The sequence below is a fragment of the Pseudomonas quasicaspiana genome (genome assembly GCF_021147825.1).
In the GTDB taxonomy this organism is placed as follows: domain Bacteria; phylum Pseudomonadota; class Gammaproteobacteria; order Pseudomonadales; family Pseudomonadaceae; genus Aquipseudomonas; species Aquipseudomonas quasicaspiana.
Map to the genome: position 1 here is coordinate 45794 of NZ_JAGTPI010000007.1, position 24596 is coordinate 70389.

16 protein-coding genes are annotated in these 24596 nt (G+C 56.3%); 4 read left to right on the forward strand and 12 right to left on the reverse strand.

The genetic code is table 11. The annotated features are described in order from the left end of the window. The first annotated feature begins 1 nt into the window (after position 1). The 3 genes from KDX30_RS06965 (at position 2) to KDX30_RS06975 (ending at position 2116) form a co-directional block, all read left to right on the forward strand. On the forward strand, positions 2-289 hold the full coding sequence (locus KDX30_RS06965; protein WP_231675350.1) for a YceK/YidQ family lipoprotein: 288 nt from the start codon (positions 2-4) through the stop codon (positions 287-289). 220 nt (positions 290-509) lie between these two features. Next, positions 510-1133: a hypothetical protein gene (locus KDX30_RS06970; RefSeq protein ID WP_231675351.1), complete on the forward strand. Its 624-nt coding sequence runs from the start codon at positions 510-512 to the stop codon at positions 1131-1133. Positions 1134-1819: 686 nt separating this feature from the next. Further along, positions 1820-2116 carry a DUF6124 family protein gene (locus tag KDX30_RS06975; protein ID WP_231675352.1) on the forward strand — a complete coding sequence of 99 codons (297 nt, stop codon included), beginning with the start codon at positions 1820-1822 and terminating at the stop codon, positions 2114-2116. Between the two features lie 310 nt (positions 2117-2426). Here KDX30_RS06975 and KDX30_RS06980 read toward each other — a convergent pair whose 3' ends face one another. The 7 genes from KDX30_RS06980 to KDX30_RS07010 form a co-directional block, all read right to left on the reverse strand. Then, on the reverse strand, positions 2427-3278 hold the full coding sequence (locus KDX30_RS06980; RefSeq protein WP_231675353.1) for a CAP domain-containing protein: 852 nt from the start codon (positions 3276-3278) through the stop codon (positions 2427-2429). Positions 3279-3401: 123 nt separating this feature from the next. After that, positions 3402-4202: a DUF687 domain-containing protein gene (locus KDX30_RS06985; RefSeq protein ID WP_231675354.1), complete on the reverse strand. Its 801-nt coding sequence runs from the start codon at positions 4200-4202 to the stop codon at positions 3402-3404. Next, positions 4202-5314, reverse strand: a complete 1113-nt coding sequence (locus KDX30_RS06990) for an RDD family protein (RefSeq protein ID WP_231675355.1) — start codon at positions 5312-5314, stop codon at positions 4202-4204. The genes KDX30_RS06985 and KDX30_RS06990 overlap by 1 nt, the downstream gene beginning before the upstream one ends. A gap of 115 nt (positions 5315-5429) precedes the next feature. After that, the gene (locus KDX30_RS06995; protein ID WP_231675356.1) at positions 5430-5996 is read right to left on the reverse strand and encodes a hypothetical protein; all 567 of its coding nucleotides are present in this window, start codon (positions 5994-5996) and stop codon (positions 5430-5432) included. A gap of 317 nt (positions 5997-6313) precedes the next feature. After that, on the reverse strand, positions 6314-6796 hold the full coding sequence (locus KDX30_RS07000; protein ID WP_231675357.1) for a DUF6985 domain-containing protein: 483 nt from the start codon (positions 6794-6796) through the stop codon (positions 6314-6316). Next, complete coding sequence (locus KDX30_RS07005) at positions 6793-14997, reverse strand: hemagglutinin repeat-containing protein (RefSeq protein ID WP_231675358.1); 8205 nt, start codon at positions 14995-14997, stop codon at positions 6793-6795. Before KDX30_RS07005 ends, KDX30_RS07000 begins: the two co-directional genes overlap by 4 nt. A gap of 32 nt (positions 14998-15029) precedes the next feature. Continuing rightward, positions 15030-16751 carry a ShlB/FhaC/HecB family hemolysin secretion/activation protein gene (locus KDX30_RS07010; RefSeq protein WP_231675359.1) on the reverse strand — a complete coding sequence of 574 codons (1722 nt, stop codon included), beginning with the start codon at positions 16749-16751 and terminating at the stop codon, positions 15030-15032. 583 nt (positions 16752-17334) lie between these two features. Here KDX30_RS07010 and KDX30_RS07015 point away from each other — a divergent pair. Beyond that, a complete protein-coding gene (locus KDX30_RS07015; protein WP_406643771.1) occupies positions 17335-18894 on the forward strand; it encodes a methyl-accepting chemotaxis protein in 1560 nt (519 codons plus the stop codon). 190 nt (positions 18895-19084) lie between these two features. Here the strand turns inward: KDX30_RS07015 and KDX30_RS07020 are convergent, their stop codons facing one another. The 5 genes from KDX30_RS07020 to aguA all read right to left on the reverse strand — a co-directional run bounded on the left by KDX30_RS07020 (position 19085) and on the right by aguA (position 24498). Further along, positions 19085-20044, reverse strand: a complete 960-nt coding sequence (locus tag KDX30_RS07020; protein WP_231675360.1) for a quinone oxidoreductase family protein — start codon at positions 20042-20044, stop codon at positions 19085-19087. A gap of 30 nt (positions 20045-20074) precedes the next feature. Continuing rightward, the gene (locus tag KDX30_RS07025; protein WP_080238309.1) at positions 20075-20248 is read right to left on the reverse strand and encodes a DUF1427 family protein; all 174 of its coding nucleotides are present in this window, start codon (positions 20246-20248) and stop codon (positions 20075-20077) included. Positions 20249-20496: 248 nt separating this feature from the next. Further along, positions 20497-21261, reverse strand: coding sequence for an AraC family transcriptional regulator (locus KDX30_RS07030; RefSeq protein WP_231675361.1), 765 nt, complete (start codon positions 21259-21261; stop codon positions 20497-20499). 185 nt (positions 21262-21446) lie between these two features. Continuing rightward, complete coding sequence (locus KDX30_RS07035) at positions 21447-22733, reverse strand: OprD family porin (RefSeq protein ID WP_231675362.1); 1287 nt, start codon at positions 22731-22733, stop codon at positions 21447-21449. Positions 22734-23391: 658 nt separating this feature from the next. After that, positions 23392-24498, reverse strand: a complete 1107-nt coding sequence (aguA, locus tag KDX30_RS07045) for an agmatine deiminase (RefSeq protein WP_231675363.1) — start codon at positions 24496-24498, stop codon at positions 23392-23394. Positions 24499-24596: the final 98 nt, after the last annotated feature.

Consider the following 24596-nt stretch of genomic DNA (forward strand, 5'->3'; position numbering starts at 1 on the left):
CATGATCAAACGATTTCTGCTGTTGGTAGCGACCGTATCGCTATCTGGTTGCTGGAGCCTGATGTACCACATCGACGGTGAACGTTGCGTTTATGGGGGAACGCGACAAGGGTGGGCTTGGGGCACGCACTCCAGCCCGTCGACTTGGCCGCTACTGGTCGACGTGCCGTTCTCACTAGTGCTCGACACGGTACTGTTGCCTTATGACCTCACCTCATTCCTGCCCGAAAACCTGGGCGGGGATGACAGCGAATGCCCGATCAGCGAGGGGCTCAACGTGTTGGGTTGAACGGGGAATATGGATCAGACCAGATTTTCAATTAAGTATCGAAAATCGTGCTCTTACTCCGTTTTCCACAATCTTCTGTGAGCGTTGGCGGCGAAGACATGAAGGACGGCCGGAGAGGCCTCCGACACAGTGCTCAAGTGCCTGACAGATAAGTCGATAAAGATTCGGCGTACTGCGCGTTGGCGCAACTGCCTACCATATCAATACTCATGGAGAGACTATGCTTCGCAACGCTGTTGTAATCACAACGTTATCGGCCTGCATGCTATTCGCCGGTTGCGTAGCGCCACCGTCTGCTTCACAGAGTGCGCCTGTGCAGCTTGAGCCCTTGGGGCAGATCATTCCCCAAAATACTGAGCGCACTGCGATGATCGAGCGAATTATCGCCAATGACCCAACTGTTATTTCATCTCACAAACCGGTACTCAATCCAACACAAAGTAACGATAGTCGTATTGCCATGTTGCGTAAGGAACTCGGATTCACGTTACCTGACAGCTATTGGAAACTTTACAAGCAAAACCTGGAAGCCCTTCAATTCGACCTTAACCATCAGCATTATGCCGCTCGCGAGCAGTACATCAAGACTTACAGCGACGAGCTGAATCGGGTAGACAGCAGCACGCTTCAGGTGATGTCGACCGCACCCAAAACATTGGATGAAAAGACCAGACAACAATGGAGTACGCGTATGAACGATCGACTTATACAGTACGTAATGACCAGTGAGGAGTCATTCAAGGTTGCAAAGCAGGCCCATATTGACCGCATGGCCGCTATGGATCGGCAATACGATGTCTGCTCGCGCAAAGCCGATTGTTGGGACGCTCCAGCTGGCAAATAGAAGCGGAATAGCCATCTTTGGTTAACTACGGAGGAATAGGGGTCACGAGGGATAGGGTAAGACTACATTTTCAATTAAGTAACGAAAATCGTGGTCTGACCCCATTTTCGCCCCCAGTGATTGACCAGTTCGTTCATTGCACATAACCTGCCCGCAACACACTCGCCACACGTCCTACTCAACGAGTAGGGTCCTGCCTATAGGCAGGCGTGCAAAAGGCGAGTTTTTTCGTCTGGAGTTTTACCGTGATCAAGATGGCTCCTGTAAAAATCCTTCTTTTGAAGAGGCCGCTTTAACTCCCCCTGTCGCCTACTGCCCGTAAAATCTCCAAAACTACTCAACAATCAGAAACAACCTTCAGCCCCAAAACCCGTGCTCTGTAGGACCTTTCTGAAAATTCAGGATATGCTCTGCATCCGCTTGTAGATGCCTGATGTGGCGACTACCTTCCTGCCTGTCGTTGATTTCAACGATCGGGTTTAGTCGCCCAATGAATAACCAAGCGAAGCATCTGTCATAACCATTGCCGAAGCCTTGAGCGACGGCGTGGAATCTTATGGCGGCTGTGCAAGGGGCACCTTCGGGTGCGCCGGGCTGCCTGGTTCCCGGTCGACTAACCCGCGCACAGCCGCCACCCTTTGTTTAGTCGCAAAGAGTGATGGCTCAACAATACCGGGAGAGTCACCATGATCAGATCCACGCCACATCCCCCCGCTACACCCATCAAGCAAAACCTTGTCAGCAATACCAACCTGGGCAACCTCAGCCTGTTCACTGTAAAGCCCGATATCAAAATCGAAGACGCGCTGGTTCTTGCATCGGAATACCTGAGCTGCGCCGCCGCTACGGCTTATGAAACGGCAGATAACAGCATGCTGGAGTTTCGCCCGCTGGCGAGGTCGGTTGTGCATCAGATCGAGGCGGCCAGAGCGTTGGTTGAGGCTTCGGTGGCGGGGTTGGAGGAGAAGCACCGAACGAAGTAACACAAATGATCTGTGCAGTTAGTCACTTCGCGGGCAAGCCTCGCTCCAACAGGGGCGAGGCCTTGAGCGTTTTCAGCGTCAGCACAGCGTGTCAGCTCAATTGCTTCGCGAACAAGTTCGCTCCTAGCGGGGCGGTGTTCTCCGTTGGGCTTTAGTGTTTGCTTAGCCCATGCCCCATCAATCATCTCCCGCATCACCGCCCCCGAGAAACTCGCGAAACGCCCAGAGCGTGCGACTCAAGTGCGAGCAGTATCCAGCCCGGAAGGAAACCTGCAAAAAACTGGTGCCGATGAAAACCTGATCCAGCCCATCAAGGCGCCCCAAACATCATGGTCCAGTACACCCCCGCTTTGCTGTTCGGGTTAGTCCCGTAAGCCGCCCCCATCTGGGTGAACATCGGGTTCATGAGGTTGGCACAATGGCCCGGGCTGGCTAGCCAGCCTTGCATGGCTTTTTCGGGCGAGCCTTGGCCGCTGGCGATGTTTTCGCCGACTTGTCGCCCGTTGTAACCCGCCGCTCGGGCGCGGTCTTTGGCAATGTCGCCGTTGGGGTCTTGATGGGAGAAATAGCCGCCGCTGGCCATCGCCTGGCTGTGACGTAGCGCGGCGTTTTCCAGCGTGGTATTCCATGTCAGGGGCCGCGCAGCGGCGTAGGGTTGGCTGCCACACATGCGCGGCTTGGCCCGTGCCGCGTTGACCTGAGCCAATAGCGTTCTGCCCGCCGATTGCTGATCACCCAGATGACCGTCGAGCAACGGCTTGGCCAGTACCAATCGCCAGTCCCGGCCTGACTGAGTGATACCAATGTCGGCGTATTGGTTGTCCAGCAATGCGCCACAGTAACGGCTCTGCAGCATGGCGAAGGCACCCCTCGCATCCTGCGCACCGACCAGGCGAATGCTGCGCACCGCTACTGCTCGATAGCCGGAAGCTTTCAAGGTGTTGCGCATGTCGCCAGCAAACCCGATGGGCAAAGCCAGATCCCGCCTCAACTCCAGTGGCGATAACCCACGCACCGCACGCCCCTCGCAGCGGGAGGGCTGAGCGCGGTAGTCGTTGATGGCCGATACCAATTGTTGCGCCCCGCTGGCATGAGCCTGGCTAGCGAGCAGTGGGAGCAAGACGATGAAGCAGAGCGAGGTGAAGCAAGAAGTCAGGCGCATGGGACGGGGCTGCTCTGGTGATCGAAATCGGGCGCTGATCTGACTGGGGAATCGGGAACTAGTTGCACGATGCAAAACGGTAAATGTTTGACTGTCGGCACAGCCCTGAGTCAGCGCGCTTTTCTATTTAGATGACGGCTCACTCGCTGACGTCCCGTATCGTGAAACTAACCACATATAAAGCGCGTGATACCCAGTGAATAACAGACCTGATGCGCATCCAAAGCATACAAAAACGAGCATTCCTGAACCGAGTTGATCCACCAGGTAACTCACATACTGCCCGGTCGGAAGGGGCAGCAAACCGGGAGCCCCCAAGAGCAGCCAGATTAAAAACCCACTGACTGTCCCGCCCACGATGTAACGCAGGCGATGAGTGAGAAAGCGATCGGTCAGCCACAGAGCGGGCCAGCCGATGAGCATCGCAATACCGGCACCCACCAGAAAGCTGAAGATCAAAGACGGCACTATTTCAGAGGGAGAGGCAAAGGCCCAGGTGGCAACGACGGCCAACGATACGCCTCCACATAATGGAATGCCGAACACGTAAGCCTTGCTCATTTGCGGCACCGGGCTGCGCGCCGCGTATCTCACTAGATATCTATCAAAAGCGGTATAGAGCAGGCCGAGCACCACGCCAATCGTTATGGCAGCTATCCATAATCGTGGCTTGAATCCGCTGTAAAGAACGTAGGTGAACAAGATCTGCAACACGCTACTAAGCACGTGGCGAGCTTTGAAACCGGGAAAGCACCGATCACCTATCAGCAGGAACGGAATACCCAACAGCATTGAGCCGATGAACCCGAGTAGCAGGCCAACGTTGACTAGATCCAGGCCACTGATAAAAGGCATGAAAAACCCGAAACCCAACGCGCCGCCTATAGGCACGGCCAGGATTCTGAATGCGCTGAGTATATTCATCAGGGACGACCGTCTGGGTTGTTGTCATTCTCGGTAATCAGGTATTGCTCCAGCGCAATGTTCTTCTGTATCAAAAGCTCGTTCAAAAACTCCGGATCTACCGCGTGCAGGAGGGTGACCACGTCACGAATCTTCCAGTAATAGTCATCCGGGTGACCAATGATGCTTGCCAGATGAGCCCTCAATACAGGCAGGTACTCCGTCATTCCGCGCTCGCTAACCAGCCAGAACATACCGGCGATTTGAAAAGGCTTAGTGTTGGACAATGCGATGATTTTTGAGATCAGGGGATAAATATCCTTCCTCGCCTGCTCACCCTTTCCCTCGTCAGACTGGATCGCCCAGTATCGGGTTAATGCAGCGAGGTTATGTTTTTGGGTGTTATCAAAACCATGAAGCTGGTGATCAATGTATCCACCCTTGAGGTCATCGATAAACACCGCAAGATGCTGCAGGGCATGTTGAAAGCCCCAATTGACGAGCAGTTTCGCGGCCTCGTATCGGACGCTTTCATCCGCGCTATTCAATAGCGCATTGACCTTCTCAATGCGTTCTTTAGGTATGTCCTCGGGATCAAGATCCGCGGCATCCACGGCGTAATCAGCACTGGCTGGCACAGCATGCAAGGTCTGATATATCTCGCTGCTCGTGTCTACGTGTCCGCCTGGGGATGTTGCCTTGAATGGCGCGTTACTAACCGGTATCTGGTTCACGACGATGGTAGAGGCGGCCATGTCGCCGATGCGCTTTTGCGAATCAAAGAATATGAAAATCCAGTCCAGGAACAGCAGAAGCAACTTCAACAGGTTGCGCACAAACGCTTGAAGATAGCCGCATGGGACGAGGTTCTGCTCGTCCATCACGACAATTTTCATCACCTTTTTTCCGAGGCTTTGACCGTTCCATATGGCGTCGGCGAAAAGAAGATAGGCGTATGCCAGCGGCGCCAGAAGGGCGCCGAGCGCAGGCGAGATAAGGAGAAGCGGAACGGCGCATATCGCAACGATCAAACTGGCGACGATCAAGTCGATCGTCTGCGCGGCCAGACGACGCCAAGGGCTGGCCAATGCATACGTGGTTGCGCCATGGGTAAACTGGCGAGGTTCCAACATCGGTTTACCCCTTGCCTGCGGCGTAGAGATGGTAGCGATCTGTTTTTTGGCTAATCACCCGTGTGTGACAACCCGTTAATGTGTCAGCCTGAAAACTACCGTGGGTACTTCACGGTCAACTTGGCCGGACAAATTGGTCACTCGTTGGGACGGGGATCCGCTGCTCCGGCTGAGTGATGTCATACACATGCTGCTCGCAACCATCTACCCGAACGACAAACTCAACCAGATAAACCTTCTGCTTTTCAGGTGTAAAAACCGAACGAAGAGGGCCACACATTCTTCGGACATTGTTGTCACTGACATCGTATCCGCCGCTGATTTCCATAGCGCGATCAGGATCAGCCTGTAGCTCTAATTGGGGAAAGTGCTTCAGCGCCGCACTGTGCGTGACCTCGTTCATCTTTGCTATCCAGCCGAACACCTTGCCGCGACCGGTGTAAGCAGCGGTGCCAAGAGACTCCGGACGCTGATCGGGGTCGCCATCACGTCGCACAGAAAACTGCACCGGATAAATATACCCGGTGGGTTTCATGATGACTTTGGCGTGATCGGCATCAACAACGACGCTTTTCTGCTTCAGAAGAATGCCGTCTTTAAACAGGCTGGGCGCGGAGCTTCGGCCACTGGATTGGCAAGCGGCCAATGCCAAAATCGTAAACAGCAGCGTGAGTATTTTCATGATATTGCCTCCTTGCACTTCTATTTTATCGACTCCACTTCAGAGCCCGGACATTAATCAGAGAACCCGCCGACCGCGCTAGACGCTCGTCCAATCGTCGGTCACGGTTCAGCCGCACACCGTCTCTGCACTCAGGCTCCAGAGAACTAATCGAATAACAGAAATGATGAAGGGAGCCGCGAGAAACAAGACGTACCCTGTCTTTGAGTGCCCGGATAGAAATGAGACTCGCGGTTATTAAAATAAGCCCCATCCGCCTTTATCTAAATGATCAGGGCTGGTTTTTTGAGCAGCCCCGCCATCAGGTTCCGGCACTGTCAGCCCAGTAAAAAATCTTGAGTTTCCACCGCTTCAACAAGACCATTAGCGACGAGAACCCCAACACCCAGCTCTGGATCGAACGTAGCGTCAAATACAAAACCAATCTGGCGTGCGCCGTCTTCGAAGGCAAACATAACTTTTACGTTTATCAACGTAACCAAGTCCCGCAACCCGTCAATCGAGTCGATTATTGGAGCCTTTACATCGACTTCCTCACTATCAAAACATTCACGATAGCTTTCGACGTTTGCAGTATAAAAATCGAAAACGGCTTGCTCTACCTGCTGACAAATAGCTTTTTTGCTTGATTCGAATTCCCGGTACGCAGCCCGTTGATCTTCCGAAATCGGATCATCATCAAAGGTCTGGACGATGAGCTCGACCTCAAGCACCTCGCCAAACAGTGCTACCTCACACTGCCCTGTCCAGATTTCATCGAACTGCAGCTCACCAAAATCGGGATCCGAAATCTTGCTCATCTTTTTGTCGCCTCCAACAAATTCCGCTCTGCAATGCCACCCAGATGGCCATACTTTACGCCAAAGCCCATCGGCCCCACGCTCCCGGTATGAATAAAGGAGGGGACTAATTGCAGTGTCCGCATGTCCTCAACTTCATGCCAAGTATATTTCTGTTCCTTCATAAAGCGCACGACATCTGACGTTTTAACGTCAAGCTTCTCCGCCAACATCTTATTCGCCTCGCGGAAATTCAGATTTCGATTTGTTGAAATCAGGCCAGGGAGGCGTACTTCCTGTACGGCAATCGGTGAGAAGTCCGGGTAAGCATTCTTGTAGGCAATGCCATCAGGTAATATTTTCGCAAGCTCCGGATTGTCGAATACAAAGTTAGACTCGCCTCTGGCACCGGTCCACGAGCCACCGTTGACAGGAGTTACCTTTATCCGGTCCTCATACCGACTGAGTTGAGGAACAAAAGGCCCCATCTCTTCATAGGGCAGCTTCGGAGCAACTACCTCTGCCGCATCGCCTACCGCTTGCACGGTAGCTTTCTCGCCGAAGCCACGAACAACCGATACGCCAGCAGTTACACCGCCAGACACGCCTGCCGCAGAACCTATTCCATACGCGACCCGCTCAGCAGTGGACAACGGTTGACCCGTGATCGGGTGCAGACCGCTGAGGGCCATATATGCCTGACACCCCGTCGCGGAAGGACCGATCCCACCACAACCACTGTCGAAGAAATCAGCGGCTATTTTTTCCAAGCTGGCCTTGGACGATGCCTCGCTAGCCGCCTGCCGCTCCCTACCGATAACGGCCTGAGCCGCCGTTGCGGGAACAAGCTCCCACTCTGCGTTCTGGCCTGTAGTGATGACTTTATCCGTCACCACACACATGTTATTTCCGGAAATAGCGCACGGTATTATTTCACCCGGAACGGTGGTGAATACCCGGTCGCGCCCCATATCCTCGGCGAGATAAATAGTTTCCTCTTTAAGGACGCTCTTTGCTTTCTCTTCAAGCGCGATGATTTGCTTGTTCTTGCTTTCACATGAGTCGCTTTTCGCGCCGCCCGCGCACTTCTCTGCGTACTCTTTTCTCAAGCTCCGGAGCGTCACATCCTCAATAGCACTGAGGTGATTGTTCTCTACGGCATTTTTAGCTGCCAATGCCCCGGCAATAGCGCTGACATCACTGTCGGACGTAAGCACGCCAGCCAAACCACCCGCCAGGGTAGACAACGCGGAAACGGTCTGGCGCTCGGATTCGGTCAGTTGATCGCTACGCTTGTCCGGGTAGAGTTGTCGAGCAACCAACTCCCCCAAACCTGCGCCGGTGCCACCGGCAAGCGCCGAATTACCCTGAGCCTGGGCAACCACGGCCCCCAACACCACGTGCGCGAACAGGTTGGCGTTGTCATCTCCAGCCGTAATTTCCTTGATGCTGTGAGCGAGGTAGGGGGCTGCACCGCCAGCCAGTGCGCCGGCGAAGTTGCCACTCAATACGCCTTGAACGACACCACTGGCTGCTTGTGCTGCCCGCTGGAAGCTACTGCCAGTCCCATAATTGCGCTGAACCTGATCACTGATTTCTATATCGGATGGATCGGTATTACCCGCAGCGGCGAGCTGTTGGCGTGCCTGCTTTGCTTCTTCGCTGTTAGGATCTTTGGCTGCCTTGGTTCGGGCGGCCGCTATCGTGCTTGAAAGGTCCTTGACCAGCGTAACGGAGCTGCGCACCAACTCCATACGCTCTTCGATTGCCTCGCGATCGGGCTTGTCGAGCGCACCATTGGCATGAGCAGTATCACGATTCAGACCAACCAGATCACCGCCACCCTGGGCGCTTCGGACTTCAATTTCACCAGCGCTGACCGCGCTGCGAGTGACGCTTTTATCGGCGTCGTCGAGCTTCAGTCCAAACACCATGCCCGGAGATAGACTATTACCTGCAGTCGATACGCTCGCGCTGACCGCATGGCTTTCGATTTCGCTGATGTTTTTGATGTCACTGGTGATGAGACGATCGGTACTGAGGCGGTTTTTGCTGGCCGCTGCGTCGCTGGCAATGACCGCGCCTTGCAGCACCGTATTCTTGCCCACCTGAATGTCATAGCCGCCTTGGCCTGCATAAAGTCCCGACTGCTCGGCGACCGCACGGTAATCGCTGTTAAGGCCACTCAGTGCGACGTTGGCGGATGCGGTGACCGGCGTACCTACGCAGAATGGTGGTACACAGATACTTGCACCCACACCACCGCTGCTTTGCTTGTTGCGCTGCGTTTCGGAGTCTTGCAGGGAGGCAATTTCCAGATTGCCGCCAATGTTGGCCTTGATCCTGTCGGCACGAACCTGAGCACCGATAAGGCGAGTGTCGTTGCCGCTTTCAAGCATCAGCGAACCGGTGTCCAGAGTGCTGTTGACCTGCGTTACAGAGCCACCAGTCCCCTTCCCTTTAGCGTTCTGGGCACCAAGGTCGAGGGTGAAACCGTTTTGCGCGCCAATATTGAAGCTCGCGCCAATGCTGGTTTTGTTGTTGCTGCTGTCGTTTGCCCAATCGGCACGGTTCTGCGCACTGAGCAACAGGATGTTGCCCTTGGCCTTGAGATCGGTGTTGGCCGCCTTGATAGTGCTGCCGACAACCGTGATGTTTCCTTCGGTGCCAGCAACCGAACCATTAGCCGCAACGGCCAGATTACCGCCGACGTTGACGGTGCTCTGCCTGGCGGTCTCGCTGCTGTATTCGCTGGTGCTTTTACTACGTGTGTTGGCTAGCTCGGTGCCAATCTTGATAACCGAACCGTTACTCAGGGTATCGTCCCTTACTTCCTGCGAATCCGACATGAGATCGGATGCCGTACTGCCCAATTGGTAAGCAGCCAACATACCTTGGGCAACCTTGACCGCCTTCAGACGTGGGTCGTCGCTTTCCTGTGCAGCCTTGACCGAGTCGCGCATGGTTCTGACTGCATCAACAGCCATGCCACCAATGACGCGACCCACCGCGAGGCTGCGAGACTTGTCTTCACTGCTCTGGCTGGCTGTTTGTGTTCCTGACGTAATGGTCACGTCAGAACCACTCAACGTCATATCCTTGATGCTGACCAGATCACTGGCGTTAACCCTGAGATCGCGCCCTGCAATCAACGCCACGTTGCCATTGCTGGAACCAATGGTGCTTCCACTGAGGGTGGTTTCTGCCGCCTTGCCATTGTGTTTCTGGCTGCTGATAGAAAGGTGTTGGTTGCCTGTGATGTCATCGATACCGAGCTTGTTGCCGGTGACGATCCCGGTTAGGTCGCGGTTCTTCTCCTTGTGCATGTCAGTGCGCGAGAAGGTGTTTTGCGCTGCATCCACTTTCAGGTCGCGAGCGGCTTCGACCAATAAGTCGTCGGTGCTGACCAGAGATGAACCCGTAATCGTCGCATCGCGTCCAGCAGATACGCTTACAGTTTCCCCCGCAACCATACTGCCCGCTGCGCTGGTCGTCGCCTCGTCAACCTTGGTCTGGACCTTGCTGGACTTCAAGCCGCCCCAGCTGCTTTTACTTTCTTTGCGCTCATGCCGCTCAGTGGCGGAATCAGTGACAGCTAGAATCTGTACATCCTGATCGGCGACCAGTTGTGTAGCGCCTTTTTCAGAGGTGACGGCACTGCCGGCCAAAAGCAGGTTTTGGCCCGCAACGACAGTGCTGTCGCCATTGGCACTGACCAGGCTGCCGACATTGGTAGTGCTACTGGTTTCATCCAGACGGAATTTCTTCCCGGACGAGGTTTTCTTGGTCTTGCTGTAGAAGCTGTAGTCCTGATCTTCAGCTGCCTGCATGGCGAGGTTGTTACCGGCGACCAGATAGGCTTCATTCCCCGCATTGACCTGACTGGCAGTCAGCGCCATGTCCTGCCCGGCAGTAAGCGTCGCATTGCCTCCAGCCTTGAGCACACTCGACACCTGGCTGACATGATCTTCCTGAGCGGTGACCTTTTTGCTCTTGCTATACGAGTGCTGTTCATCAGCCGCAGAGGCGATGTTGAGGTTTTCGGTTGCACCCAGGGTCAAGTCGCGCTGGGCGCTGATCTGGCTGGCGACGGCGCTGATGTTGCGCGCGGCGACGACCTGGAAGTCGCGACCGGCTTCTACCACAGAGCCGTATTGGGTGATGTTCTGGCGGGTCGAACGCGTGCCAACGGCACCGCTGTTTTCTTGCTGGGCGGAGACGACGTTGACGTCGCGTCCGGCCTGAACAGTGGTGTCGCCGCCACTCTTGATCACGCTGCCGACGTTGTTGACGTCGCGTTTGGCTTGCATCGTGAGGGTGTCGGCAGCTTCGATGCGCGCGGCGTTGTTAACGAACTGAGTGCGCTCGGAGCGGTAGCCACTGTCGCTTTGGTGAGTGGTAACGCTGCGCTCGTTGAGCAGGTCGCCATTGACGGCGACGAGTTCAACGTTGCGTCCGGCGATCACACCGCCTGCGGTGTTGGTCAGGTTGTTGTTGGCGCGCATTTTCAGCAGGTTGCCTGCTTCGGCCAGGCCTGAGTTGGTCAGGTTGCCGCCAGCGCTGACGCCGAGGTTGTTGGTGGCGCGCAGGGTGCCGCTGTTGCTGAGGTTCTGGCCGCTGATCAGGGAAACGTCGTTGCCGGTGATCAATGCACCGTTGGGAGCGAGACGGTTGTTGGCCTGGGCCATGTACAGGACAGGCACCAGTACTTTTTGACCCGCGACTTCATGCTGTTCCATCCACACGATGTCGTGGGTCAGCGCTGCGACTTGCTCGCCAGTCAGGCTCACGCCTACCGACAGGTTGAGGGCGTCCTTGCTGGCGATGGCGTTATCCATCAAATACTTGAACAGGCCGGCATCGCTGGTCTGGCCGTCAATGAAACGCTGGCCGGTGCGGGCGATGACGGCTTGCTGGATCAGCTTTTGCTCGTAGTAACCATCACCCAGACGTTTCTGGGCTTCGTCCGGGTTGTAGCCCAGCTTGTCGAGCATGTAATCCGAGCTCATGAAGCGGCCCAGATTGGTGAACGCCGGGTCGCTTTCGATCAGGTACTTTTGCGGGTTGGCGGCGAATTGGCTGGTGGGTAGCTGGAAGCCGGGCAGGTCTATCGGATTGACCGGTTGTTGTGTTTGATCCGGCGGCAGTTGCGGGTTGAGCGCGACCACGGTGGAGTAACCCGGCTCACGGGTATCCGTTTTCGCACCGCTGCCGACGTAGGTGTAGCCACCGCGTACAACGGAGTTGTCGATGCCGTTTTTGGCCTGAACGTTGACTGAGCCGCCCGCCTGAATGATGGCCGAGTAGCTTTGGTCAGGTGCTGCCAGTTGTGTAGTCTTCGCCAGCTCGGCCTTTTCGCCTTCGGTGCGACCAATGAAGGTGGCCAGTGCACCTTCAAGACCGCCCAAGGCGTTTTTGTCGTAGCCGGGGCTGTCGATTGAGTATTGCTGGGTAAACGTACTGGCCAGTTGGCGCATGAAACCAGGGCTACGGGTTCGCTCCTCTACAAAAACACGGTCGGTCTGAGTGTCGTGGGTTTCGATCGCGGTGTTGGTGACCTGATCAAAAATGGCAGTGAGGTCACCACCAGCAGCAATGCTACTGCTGCTGTTATTCAAACTGCCGCCAGTGAGCAGCATGCTGCCGCCGGAGGTGATGCTTGACGCAGCGCTGGCCTCAGTAACGGCCAGATGATCACGCTGGCTGATCAGGAAAGGGCGATGCTGCTTGCCGCCGTCACAGTCACCAGCGTTTACACCCTCGATGCATGCCGTTGGCGTGATGGAAGCGCTGTATATCCCGGACTCTACCGTCAGAATGGTCCGGATATTTTCGATGGTGCTGGCCGCCAGACTCAGCGTGCCGTCAGCCTGCATGTTCGAGGAGCTGTTGCTGATCAGGCTGGCCAATCCGCCCAGACCGTCACGATCAACGCTCAGGTTGCCCATGGCGTAGATGTCTGATGCAACGTTGTTCAGCGCATCAACCTGCAGGCTGATATTGCCACCACTGAAAATCAGCGCATGGTCGTTGAGCAAGCTGCCAGTGCTGACCGCCAGCACCTGACCGGCTGCCAGTGTGCCGAGGTTGCTGACGCGCGGTGCATTCACGCCCACGCCGGTTGCCGAGGTGATGCGACCGCGGTTGGTCAACTGATCACTGAGAGTCAGATCAACATCGCCGTCACTGGCGATGACGCCGTTGGTGTTCCAGCTGAGGCCTTTGCCGACGAAGCTGTTGGTGCCCAGAAGCTGACCCGTAGCGGTCTGCTCAAAGTTGTCGACGTCGAGATTCAGCCGATTGGCCTGAATCACGCTGCTGTTGGTCCAGGCGGCCTTTTTGAAGGTGAGATCACCTTGGGTGACGATGCTGCCGCCTGCGTTATCAAGGTTCAAACCATCGAGATCAAGCGCGCCGCTGCCAACGTGCAAAACGCTGCCGCCCAGGTTCTGGAACGTACTAGCGGCAAGGCTCAGGTCAGAGTTGGCCGTTTCCAGCTTACCGTTGCTGTTATCCAGCATTCCGCCAATGGCGAAGCGGGTTTTGCCACCACGGCCCAGAGAACGGATCTCGCCCTGGGTGTTGTCCAGGCTGCTGGCGCTGAGATCCAGGGTAGTGCCACTTTCGATGACGCCAAGGCGGTTGCTGATAGCGCCAGCACTTGCGGTCAGTGCGCCCGAGCTGCTGATGTATCCGCCTTGAGTGTTGACCAGACTATCCGCCGTCAGCTCAATGCTGCCGTCGCTGAGTATCTGGCCTTTGTTCTGGTTGCTCAACGTCGCAGCCGTCGCGGTCAACGCCTTACCGGCGGCCATCGTACCGCCGTCGTTGGTCAGGCTTTCGGTAGCAGTGGTCGAGAGCTTTTTGCTGGCAACCACGTTACCGGTGTTGTTGAAAGTTTTACCTTTAAGGGTGACGTTGCCGCTATCGGCTGGCGCGCTGGCAGCAGCAACCGCCTGAATCGCACCACTGTTGTCCAGGGATTGCGCGGCAGTGGCTGTCAGGTTACGGCTGGCGATGACATTGCCGGTGTTGTTGATCGTATTGCCGTTCAGGCTGACATCCCCATTGGCGTTGCGGGAGTTGTCGGCGTTGATACCGGCCTGAATCGTGCCGCTGTTGTTCAACTGCCCATCGCTGCTCAGGGTGACTCTGTCCCGTGCGGCGAGCACTTTCTGGTTTTTGAGGGCGCCGCGGGTTTTGACGTCAACCGATGTTCCGGCGTAAACCGATTCCTGTGCATCAAGGCTCTCAGCATTGATCTTGACGGCGCCGCTGGTTGCGACTTTGGCCATGGTCAGATGCCCGTTGGCATCGATCTGCATATCCCCGCCGCTGGCCGCCATATCGCCAGCGAGTTTCACACCCACGCCCTGTTCGGTACCAACCAGCTTGATGGTGTTGGCGTACATGCCACCCAACGCCGAGGAGTCGATGGCCAGTTCTGGCTTGTCTGCAGGATTGGCTGCGCGGGCCTTGGCCTCCAGCGTGTCAGCGTTGACGTCGTTGGCACCGGTTACAATATTCAGGCGCTTGGCGTAGATGTTGGCGTTGACCTTTGCCGAACGGGTGATGATGTCGAACTGATCGACATTACTGGCGTTGAGCCCGTCGCCCTCGATATTGATACTGCCGCCGTCGACTTCGAAATGATCGAGCTTGCCACTGCCGTCAATCACCGGCTTACCAGTGCTCAGCGTCACGCGAGGCGTGTTGATGAAGCCACAGCCGTTACAGGTCACGCCGTAAGGGTTGGCAACGATGACCCGCGCCGACTTGCCCGCTACCTCGGTGTATCCGTTGAGTTGACTGGCGCTGCCGCCGTTGACTTCGTTGAGAATGGTCCCGGCTGCTTTACCGCCCAACTGGCCGTTGCCATTGATATAGCCACCCAATTGGGTCTTCTCCACGCTATTAGTGGAGTTATTGAGGATCACGCCGTTCTTGCCGACGTTGTAGTCGGTGAACTGGTTGTGAGACAGCCCCGAGCCGTTTGGCTTGGCGATGTTGATCACGGTAACGCCGTTACCCGCCTGCCCCACGGTGGTCTTAGTGCCGCCGCTCACCACGATGCCGCCAGCCTGCGCCCAGATCGGCTGCCAGAACACGACGTTGATCATCAGCACCGCCAACGCACGTTTGGACACGCCGAGGAAGCGCTTGCGCGTCTTCAACTCAGCGGAAGGTTGGCGGGCCAGAAATGCAAATTGATGAACGTCCATTTTCGAAGTCTCGCGGCAACAAATTTGATTAATTAGAGAAACAGGTCGACCTGGAAATAGATCGGTGCTTCACGCTCGGTGAGCACACTCGGGCGCTCCAGCGAATGGGCAAACGTCACGCTGGCGTTGACGTGCTCGCCTCTGGCGAACAGCTGCAGGGAATTACTCGATACGCGTCCGTTGAAACCACTGCTGTATCGGTCATTACTGATCACGCCCTGGTCATAACCGACGCTGGTGCCGTACTGACTAAAAGCGGGACGCAGCCAGTCCAGCGTCACCGGCCGCGTCCAGCGCAGCTCGTTACGCCAGTAGCCGCCACTGGAGCCGGACAGGAATTGATCCTTGTAGCCGCGCACGGAAGAGCTGCCACCGACGCTGATGCGTTGTGAGCTGAACAACACATCTTCGCTACGCTGACCCGTGGCAAGGCTGCTGAAACTGAAGGACTCGCCCAGCCAGTTGAAAGGCAGCAGATAACTCGCGGTGGCGGTGTATTTGCGATAGCGCGGGGTGGCGGTGAGATTGCCGAATTCGTCGCGCCGCTGAGCATCCTTTTGCGCATCCAGTGCGCCGATGCCTTGCTGCATGCCCAGATCAAGGTTGACGAAGGAGTTACCGATGCGCCGACCATGGTTGATACCGAACTGCGCTTCAGTAATCCGGTTGCTGCTGCCCTCGAGGCGGCTGTCCTCGATGTAGTTGTTGGTGCGCACGTGCGCCAGCCCGGCACTGACCGAAGTTTTGCTGACGGCGTCGCGATGGATCAGACGCTCGGCGAGAAATTGATGGTTCTGGCTGTCACCGTTCTGCTTGAAGCTGAAACCAACACCTTGTCCCTGCGAGCGATATTCGCTCTGGCTATAGCTGTAACTGAAGTTCCACCAGCCATACGGAACGTTGTAATAGAGCATGGCGCTTTTGGAGGTGGACTTGTGATCACTGACCACATCGTGTCCGCCACGCAGAATCAACTGGTCGGCGATGCCCAGCGGGCTGTCCCACTCAAGCCCGGCATTGACCTGCTGTTCGCCGGTGCTTTTCTGCCCATCGTTATTGCGCGACAGGCTTGCGCGCCAAGGCTTCTGTGGCACGTTGCGCACCAGCACCTCACTGCCACCCACCTCGTTCCCTGGCGCCAATTCCATCTGGGCCTGTTTGGACGGCAATCGATTGAGCTGGTCCACCAACTGCTCGATTTCACGCAGGCTCAGGACCTCGCCGGTGGCCCCCGGAAATGCCATCGCCAGTTCGCGCTCGGATACCGTGCTGCCTGGAGCGCCTTTCAGGCTTTCAAGTTTGCCTTCCACGACCAATACAGTCAGGTGCCCTTTGGACAGATCCTGCTGTGGAAGATAAGCGCGACTGGTGACTAGCCCTTGATCGAGGTAGTAGTTGGTAATTGCCTTGAGCAGCTCATTCAAATCAGCAACGGCCAGGCAACGATCCATGTACGGCTTGAGCAGCCGTTCCCGATCCACTCCACTCAGGCGCTCGGCCCCCTGAAGCTCAATGGTTTTGATCGGGAAGCAACGCGCATCCTCGGGCGAGGCCGGTTTAGGCTGCTCAGCGCTGGAGCCTGGCAGTTCCTTGAGTTCCTTGAGTCGGCGTTGCTGCTCTTCAATCAGCCGATTCTGTCGATCACGAATCAGGTCCTGATCACCCGGGGTCGGCACAGTCGCGCCATAAACAGGCGAACCGATAGCAAACAATAAGGCGCACGAATGCAGCCACGTCCGTGGGAAGGCAAACATAAACATTCCATCGATATGTCTCGGGCGTTTGAAGTGCCTGAGCAGGAAGAAGAAACAGCAACCGCGAGGTGGAAGCCTGGATACCGGCCAGATGCCAGCAATTAGCAGCAAAGTGCCATCAAATGCTGGCAAATTTAACAAGATGTATCAATGCTGAAACAGACCCCTCATTCGAAGAAAGTTCCTCCGAGAGGAAAATTTTGTGATGGGGATCACTAAAAATGCAGAAGAGCGCGCGTCAGAACTCACTAAGCCCGTACGTCGCGCAATGAGGATGATTGACACCCGAAAGCACTATGGAGGTTTATATCAACAGCGCCCAGGAGCCATCGGCAGGACATTTGATAAGCGAGAGACGCTATCTATACTCCCTGCATCGTTGGGGGGGTAGCACGCAGCCACCGCGCAAGGCCTCAAGTATTTGGTGATTTTCGGAGCCAGACTTAGGCCGTCGCCAATGCAATCCGTAACCCGCTATGTTTAAAAGCTTTAACCTCGAAGACATAACTCCCGACAGGTCTAGACCCATTCGTTGAAAATGGATTTCACCCGTGCCCGAAGTAACTTCATATGGATGCTGAAGATGGCCAGACATATCACTCAGACTGAACAGACTTTCCCAGCCGAACAACGCTTGATTTCAGCGACCGATACCAAAGGTAAAATCACCTACTGCAACGAAGAGTTCGCGGATATCGCGGGCTATTCGCAAGCCGAACTGATCGGTAGTCCGCACAATCTGGTGCGCCATCCGGACATGCCTGCGGCGGTCTTCGGACTGATGTGGAGTTATCTGAAGGCAGGTAAAAGCTGGATGGGCATCGTCAAGAACCGTTGCAAAAACGGCGACTATTACTGGGTCAGTGCCTACGTCACGCCGATCCTCGAAGACGGCCGTTTGATCGGGTACGAGTCAGTACGTGTCAAGCCCACGCGAGAACAGGTCATCCGCGCCGAAACACTTTACGCCCGGTTACGCGGCGGCAAAAAAGCCGTCGCAGGTTCTCGCCATGTAATGGCATTTCTAAGCGTTACGGCTGTGCCAGCCATTGCTGCCGCTCTGGGTGTGGCGGTCAACATGTTGCTCCCAGATACCCTGGCTCATGTTGCCAACGCGTTGCTGTTTCTGGCACTTGGCGGCTGGGCGTACTTCCGCTTCGAGCGGCAGCTGGCGCGCATTATCCGTAGCGCGCCGGGTGCTTTCACTGATCCGGTAAGCGCGCTCGCCTATAGCGACGCATACGGCAAGAGCGCGCAAGTCGAGATGATCCTGATCAGCGAGGACGCTCGACTGCGCACTGCGCTGACCCGCTTGAGCGACCTGGCGGCCCAGGTCTCGGAAGCCGCCGGGCACTCATCACAATTGTCCACGCAGAGTGAGCATGCCTTGCTGGAGCAACGCGCGGAAACTGACTTGACCGCCGCGGCCATGACGCAGATGGCGGCGTCCATCAATGAAGTCGCTAAACATGTACAGCAAACCGCGACCGAAGCGACCACCGCCAACGAACTGGCCGAACAGGGCAACAAAGTGGCCGGTAGCTCCCGCGAAGCCATCCAGCGCCTGGCCGGTACGGTCACCAGTATCAGCAACGCCGTGGACAATCTGGCCAATGAAACCCAGCAGATCATGTCGGCCGCCAGTGTGATTCAGGCCATCGCCGATCAGACCAACCTCCTCGCACTCAACGCAGCGATCGAAGCAGCAAGAGCCGGGGAGCAAGGACGCGGCTTTGCCGTGGTGGCGGATGAGGTGCGCGCACTGGCGGGCAAAACGCGGGAGTCGACTCAACAGATTCAGGCAGTCATCGAGTCGTTGAAGAAAGGCGCAGATGAAGCGGTAAGCATCGCTCAGGTGGGTATCAGCGAAGCCGATAATGGAGTTTCTCAGGTCATCGAAGCCCAAGATGCCTTGCAGGGCATTCGCGAGGCCATCGCGCGCATCAGCAGCATGGGCCATCAAATGGCGACTGCTTCTGAAGAGCAGGCCCATGTGGCAGAGGATATTTCCCGACAGATCAATAACGTCGCAGCAACGTTCGAAACTTCCGCTAGCAACGCCAATGCGGCCGTGGCTAGGGGAACTGAACTGGAAAATACTTCTCGCGGGTTACGTGCGCTCGTTGAGCGGTTTAACCGTTAGTTTGAGAGGTTGGCAGCAGGCAGCGCGGCAAACAACAATCCGTAGGACCGGCTTTAGCCGGGAGGGGACAAGTACACTTTCTGAATGTCGTTCATCAGAAATAATGCCCTCCCGGCTAAAGCCAGTCCTACGGGTTCTGCTTTTACTGTGTGACCGAGTGGTGCTATGGACATCCGCTCGGCATCTGTAATTAAGGCAATAAAATCACCTTCTCCCCCGCGCCCTCATTAACCTCTTCGTACCGCGCCGGCGCTTCGCCCAATGGCGACTCGACCAAACCTGTCGGCAGCGGCAAGCTGCCTTCGTCGAAGAATCGACCGAACTGGTCGAGCATCTTCGCGCAGGCCTGGCAGTCGTAAAGCAGCGAGTTGATCCCCACCACCGAGCCGCCTTTACGGTACAGCGCCAATGAAGGCAGCTGTACATGGCCGTCCACAGGTGCCGCGATGATTGCGATACGGCCGAAGGTTGCCAGAGCAGGCACCGCAGCTGGAAGCCAGAAGCCCGTGGTGTCGAAAATCACATCGGCACCGCTCTGGAAAACCCCGTTGACCTGCGCCGCCAGCTCTTCAGGCTTGCCTAGCACAATGCCGTCGAAGCCTTGCTCTTGCAGCGTGGCAATGTGTTCCGGACGACGAACTGCCCCGAGTACACGAGCGCCGAGAATCCTGCCCAGAGCCAAAGCCGCACTGCCCACTGCACCATTGGCCCCGATGACCAGCAAGCGTGTGTCGGCATTGACAAGGCTGCGTTGCAAAGCATCCCACGCAGTGGTGTAAGGCACGCCCAGGCTGGCGGCCTGACTGAAGTTCAGCGCCTTTGGTTTGAGCGCAACGCCCTTGGCGGGCAAGGTCAAAAACTGAGCGTGAGAGCCGTCGCGGAAGAAGCCTGGTTCTTTACCGGTGCCCCACACTTCCCGTCCCAACAGGTCGTCAGGGCCTTCAATGACCACGCCCGAAAAGTCCCGGCCAGGTACCCGCGGCAAGGTGGTGTAGGGAAAACGCCCAAGGACGTTCTTCACATCACTGGGGTTCAGGCCTGCGGCTTTGATCTCAATCAGCACTTCATTCTGTGCGGGCACAGGTGTGGGCAGGTCGACATATTGCAGAGCGGCGAGGTCGCCGGTTCGGGAGAACTGCAGGGCTTTCATGGAAGCCTCCATTGAGTAGGAAATGAATGATCAGGAAAGCCAGGTGGCAACCAGTTGCCTGCCCATCGGCCACAGCTTTTCGCCCAGCAACATGCCGGTCAGGCCAACGAGTGCGACAGCGGGCGGTGCGGGCGAGCGGAAATCAAGGGCGCCGTAAAGCAGGCCTACGGCGATTCCAATGACGATGGAGATGAGGTAGCTCATGGTGAACCCCGTGCATAAATTGCTCATGCACGCAGTTTAGGGATGGGCGAAAAAAGCTATCGGCCAAGGACTTCTGAATATCGGTCAGGGTGACTTGGTGTCGTTGGCACAACGCCTTCCCTACAAACGTAGATCCGTAGGACCGGCTTTAGCCGGGAGGGGGCCAGTACATCCACTGTGTATTCATCTATGGAAATAATGCCCTCCCGGCTAAAGCCGGTCCTACGAATATTCCCTTGCCAGGAACGCTATGCGGAATACTGCGAAGGCGCCACACCCAACTCGCGCTTGAACATGTCGCTGAAACTGCTGGGCGAATAGCCCAAGGATCGCGCGATGGTGCTGACCGGTACGCCCTGAATGATCTCAGCCACCGAGGTCGCCAGTTGCACCTGACGACGCCACTCAGCGAAGCCCATCCCTAATGAGCCCTGAAACAGGCGCGCCAGGGTTCTTACACTGGCTCCGGCATTTTCAGCATGTTGCTCGAACGGTATGTCCAGTGACGGCTCACTCATCACAGCCTGACAGAGACTCAGCAAGCGCCGGTCCGAGTCGTCCGGCATGGGGATTTTCAGAATCGAACGTTTTGCGCGTTGCAACTCCAGAAGCGCCAGGCTTACCAGCGCGTCGTAATAGTCCGACTCTTGATCATCGGCCTGCGCGACCAACCCCAGAATCAGCTCGCGTAACAGACGGCCAACTTCAAAGACCTGCACGGTTTTTTCCAGCGTATCGGCGATGGCCGGGCGCAGGTAGATGTTGCGCATCTCCAGATCGGTAACGACGCGAATGCCATGTATCACGCCCGGCGGTAGCCACACTGCACGTTGTGGCGGTACGACCAACGCTTCCAGCGGCGTTTCCACCCACATCACCCCGGAGATGGCGTACAGCACCTGACCCCATACATGCTCATGAGGCTCGATAAAACGCCCACGCGGATAGGTACGCGCCAGAGGTTGCACAGGCACGGCGGTATCAGAAAGGTCGGGAGGTGCGGCGAGGGCCATGGGAGTGACCGAGTCAGGCTGAGGTGAAACACATAGTAGCCGGACCTGAAGCCCAATAACTTGTGGGAGCGAATTCATTCGCAAAAGCTGTATCACTGCAGACGCAATTTGCGCTGAATGTACTGGCTTCTTCGCGAATGAATTCGCTCCCACCGGTCATGCGTTTACAACCAGATTGCGCGGTATCAGAAAACGTTGATCGGGTAGTCAACGAAGATACGGGTTTCGTTGCCGTTGAAGTTGTATTGGCTGGCGTTGTCCGAAACACGCAGGAACGAGTTGCGCAGACGCAGGGACAAGTCTTTAGCCGGGCCGCTCTGTACCACGTAGGTCAACTGGCTGAAGATTTCGCGTTCTGTGCCATTGCCACGGCCGCTGCCGTCGTCAATGTTGGTACCGCGCACATAGGCCGCTTTGTAGCTCAGACCTGGAGCAACCAGACCGGACAGGTCAATGCCGTAGGCTGCTTGCCACGAGCGCTCGTCTTTACCGTTGAAGTCAGACCAGTACGAGTTGGCCAGATAGATGGTGTTACCGCCATCACCGTAGCCTTCGTCATTTTGGTAGCCGCTGTAGTTGTAGCCGGTCTCGCCGGTGCTGCGCTGGTGAGCCAGGGTGAAAGAGTGAATGCCCACAGCCCAGGTCGCCGCGAGGCTCCAGATCTTGTTGTCACGGTCGCCCGCCAGAGTGGACGCCGAGAAATCCTTGTCCATCTTGGTTTTGTAGCCGTTGAAGTCGAACGTCAACGACTGGTCAGGTGCCAACGCAAACACGTAGTTCAGGTTCACGTACTGCTTCTTGAATACGTCCTCGTTGTCGGAGGCGTAGAACGCGGCAGTGAACTCATCGGTGAACTTGTAGCTGGCGCCGTAAACGTTGATGCTTTTCAGGCCACCACTGTCACGCCCTTCGGCAGACTTGCGGGCTTCCTGAGTGAAGCGACCCACGTTGACTTCCAGACCCTCGATCTCTTTGGAAGTGATCAATGTACCCGTGAAGCTTTCTGGCAACAGACGACCGTTGTCATAGCTCAGCACTGGGAGCGCTGGCATTTGATCGCCGTACTTGATAACGGTATTAGAGATACGCGCCTTGACTGCGGCACCCGCACGAGCGAGGTCATCAGCAGCTGCGCCGCTGTCGCCTTGCTTGAAGAAGTCGATACCGGGAGCGCCACTGCGGCCTTTGCCGCCGTCCAGACGAATGCCGTAGAGCGCGAATGCATCAACGCCCACGCCAACGGTGCCTTGGGTGAAACCGGAGGCGAATGCGCCGGTGAAAGCCTGGCCCCACTCTGCACGATCAGAGTTTGGCTCACGCTTTTTGTAATCGCGATTGATGTAAGCGTTGCGCAGTGCAAGATTCAGGTGGCTGTCTTCAACGAAGCCTTTGGAGTCTGCCTGGCTGTCAGCCATGACCTGGCCAGCACTGATCAGACCCAGTGCAACCAAACTAATCCGTTTGTTAAGCATTTCCAGTTGTCCTTTTTTCTGCTGATTTGATCGCGCACTGTGGCGACAACCCAAGGGGTGTCTGCGGCTTCCGAATGTCATATTCGTGAAGCCCGCACGAAATCATCGCAGTGGACTACTGATGCACGTACATGGCGCAATGGCCACAGGCGGAGGACGCAAATCGTATCCGCCGGTCATAAAACTGTCAATTTGCGAAACTTTCTATGCTTATAACTGTCCCGCAGGATCGCTTTTGGAGGGGCTTTCATCCTTGAGTACGCTCAAAAGCGCTTCAAGCTCGGCTTCATTGAAGAGCCCCGCGGGGTAACGCTGCAGAAGCATCTGCCTCACATCTGGGCGTTGAGGTTTGCGCATACTGGTCGTCCTTAACCAGTCAGCCATCATCTGGCGCGCTTCGCTACTAGCAGACAAATTACGAGCGCGATGCTCTAGACCTGCGTTCATAGGACAACCTCTTAAGTCGTGAGGGGCTCAATGTACTGACCCTTTGTGACAGAAAGGCTAAGTGGAGAACGTTTCAAAACCGGCCGTCGCCCCATCCAGAAGGCAAGACGTCAGAAACGTAACCCCACAAAAAAGCCCATCACCTGGATGGGCTTGATCACAGCAAGAACGAAGCCAACTATGTAACGCGAATGTAACCGCGCTTCATAATTCAGGCCCGCTGAGGCGCTGGCTGTTGCTGGGTCAGGCAGTGGATATTGCCGCCACCCAACAGTAATTCACGCCCCGGAACCATGACCACTTCGTGCTCCGGAAACAGCTGTTGCAGTATTTCCAGGGCTTTTCCGTCCATCGGATCGTCAAAGCTGGGGGCGATAATCCCGCCATTCACAATCAAGAAGTTCACATAAGAACCCGCCAGGCGCACCGATGGGTTGCGTTCCTGGCTGCCATGCACCTGATCGACACCCGCGCATTCTTCTTCGGTGGCGAACAAAGGACCCGGGATTGGCATCTTGTGAACGACGAATGCCCTGCCCTTGGCATCCCGGGTGTTTTCCAAAATACCCAACGCCGCGTGACAACGTGAGTAGTTGGGGTCTTTGGGATCATCGGTCCAGGCCAGCAACACTTCGCCCGGTCGTACGTAGCAGCAGAAGTTATCGACATGCCCGTCGGTTTCGTCGTTGAACAGCCCATCAGGAAGCCAGATCACTTTATCCACAGCCAGGTTGGCGCTGAGGATCGCTTCGATCTCTTCGCGAGAGAGATGCGGGTTACGATTGCGGTTGAGCAGGCATTCCTCGGTGGTGATCAGCGTGCCTTCGCCATCGACATGAATCGAACCGCCCTCCAGAACGAAACCTGGGGTCACATAGCGTGGGCATCGCTCGATTTCCAGCACCTTGCTCGCCAGCTGCGAGTCGAGATTCCACGGAGCGTACAGACCACCGTCGAAACCGCCCCAGGCATTGAAGTCCCAGTCCACGCCACGTACTTCGCCCTGATTGTTGATCACGAAGGTCGGGCCGGTATCACGTACCCAGGCGTCATCGTTACTGATTTCCACGACACGGATATTCGGCACATCCAGGCGTGCACGCGCGTTGTCGTACTGAGCAGCCGAAACCGCAACGGTCACTGGCTCGAAGCGCGCGATGGCCTTGGCAACAGCAACGTGAGCAGTCTGAACCGGCTTGCCACCCAGACGCCAGTTATCCGGACGCTCAGGCCAGACCATCCAGGTCTGGGTCTGAGGAGCCCATTCAGCGGGCATATGGAAACCGTCGGCGCGTGGCGTGCTGTTGAGAGTGGTCATGGGTGATCAGGACTCCAGTGAGGCGTCGAAAGATTGAATCGAGCATTCGATGTTTGCGCGACTTTATAGACGATAAAAATCGGTACAGGTAGCAAATA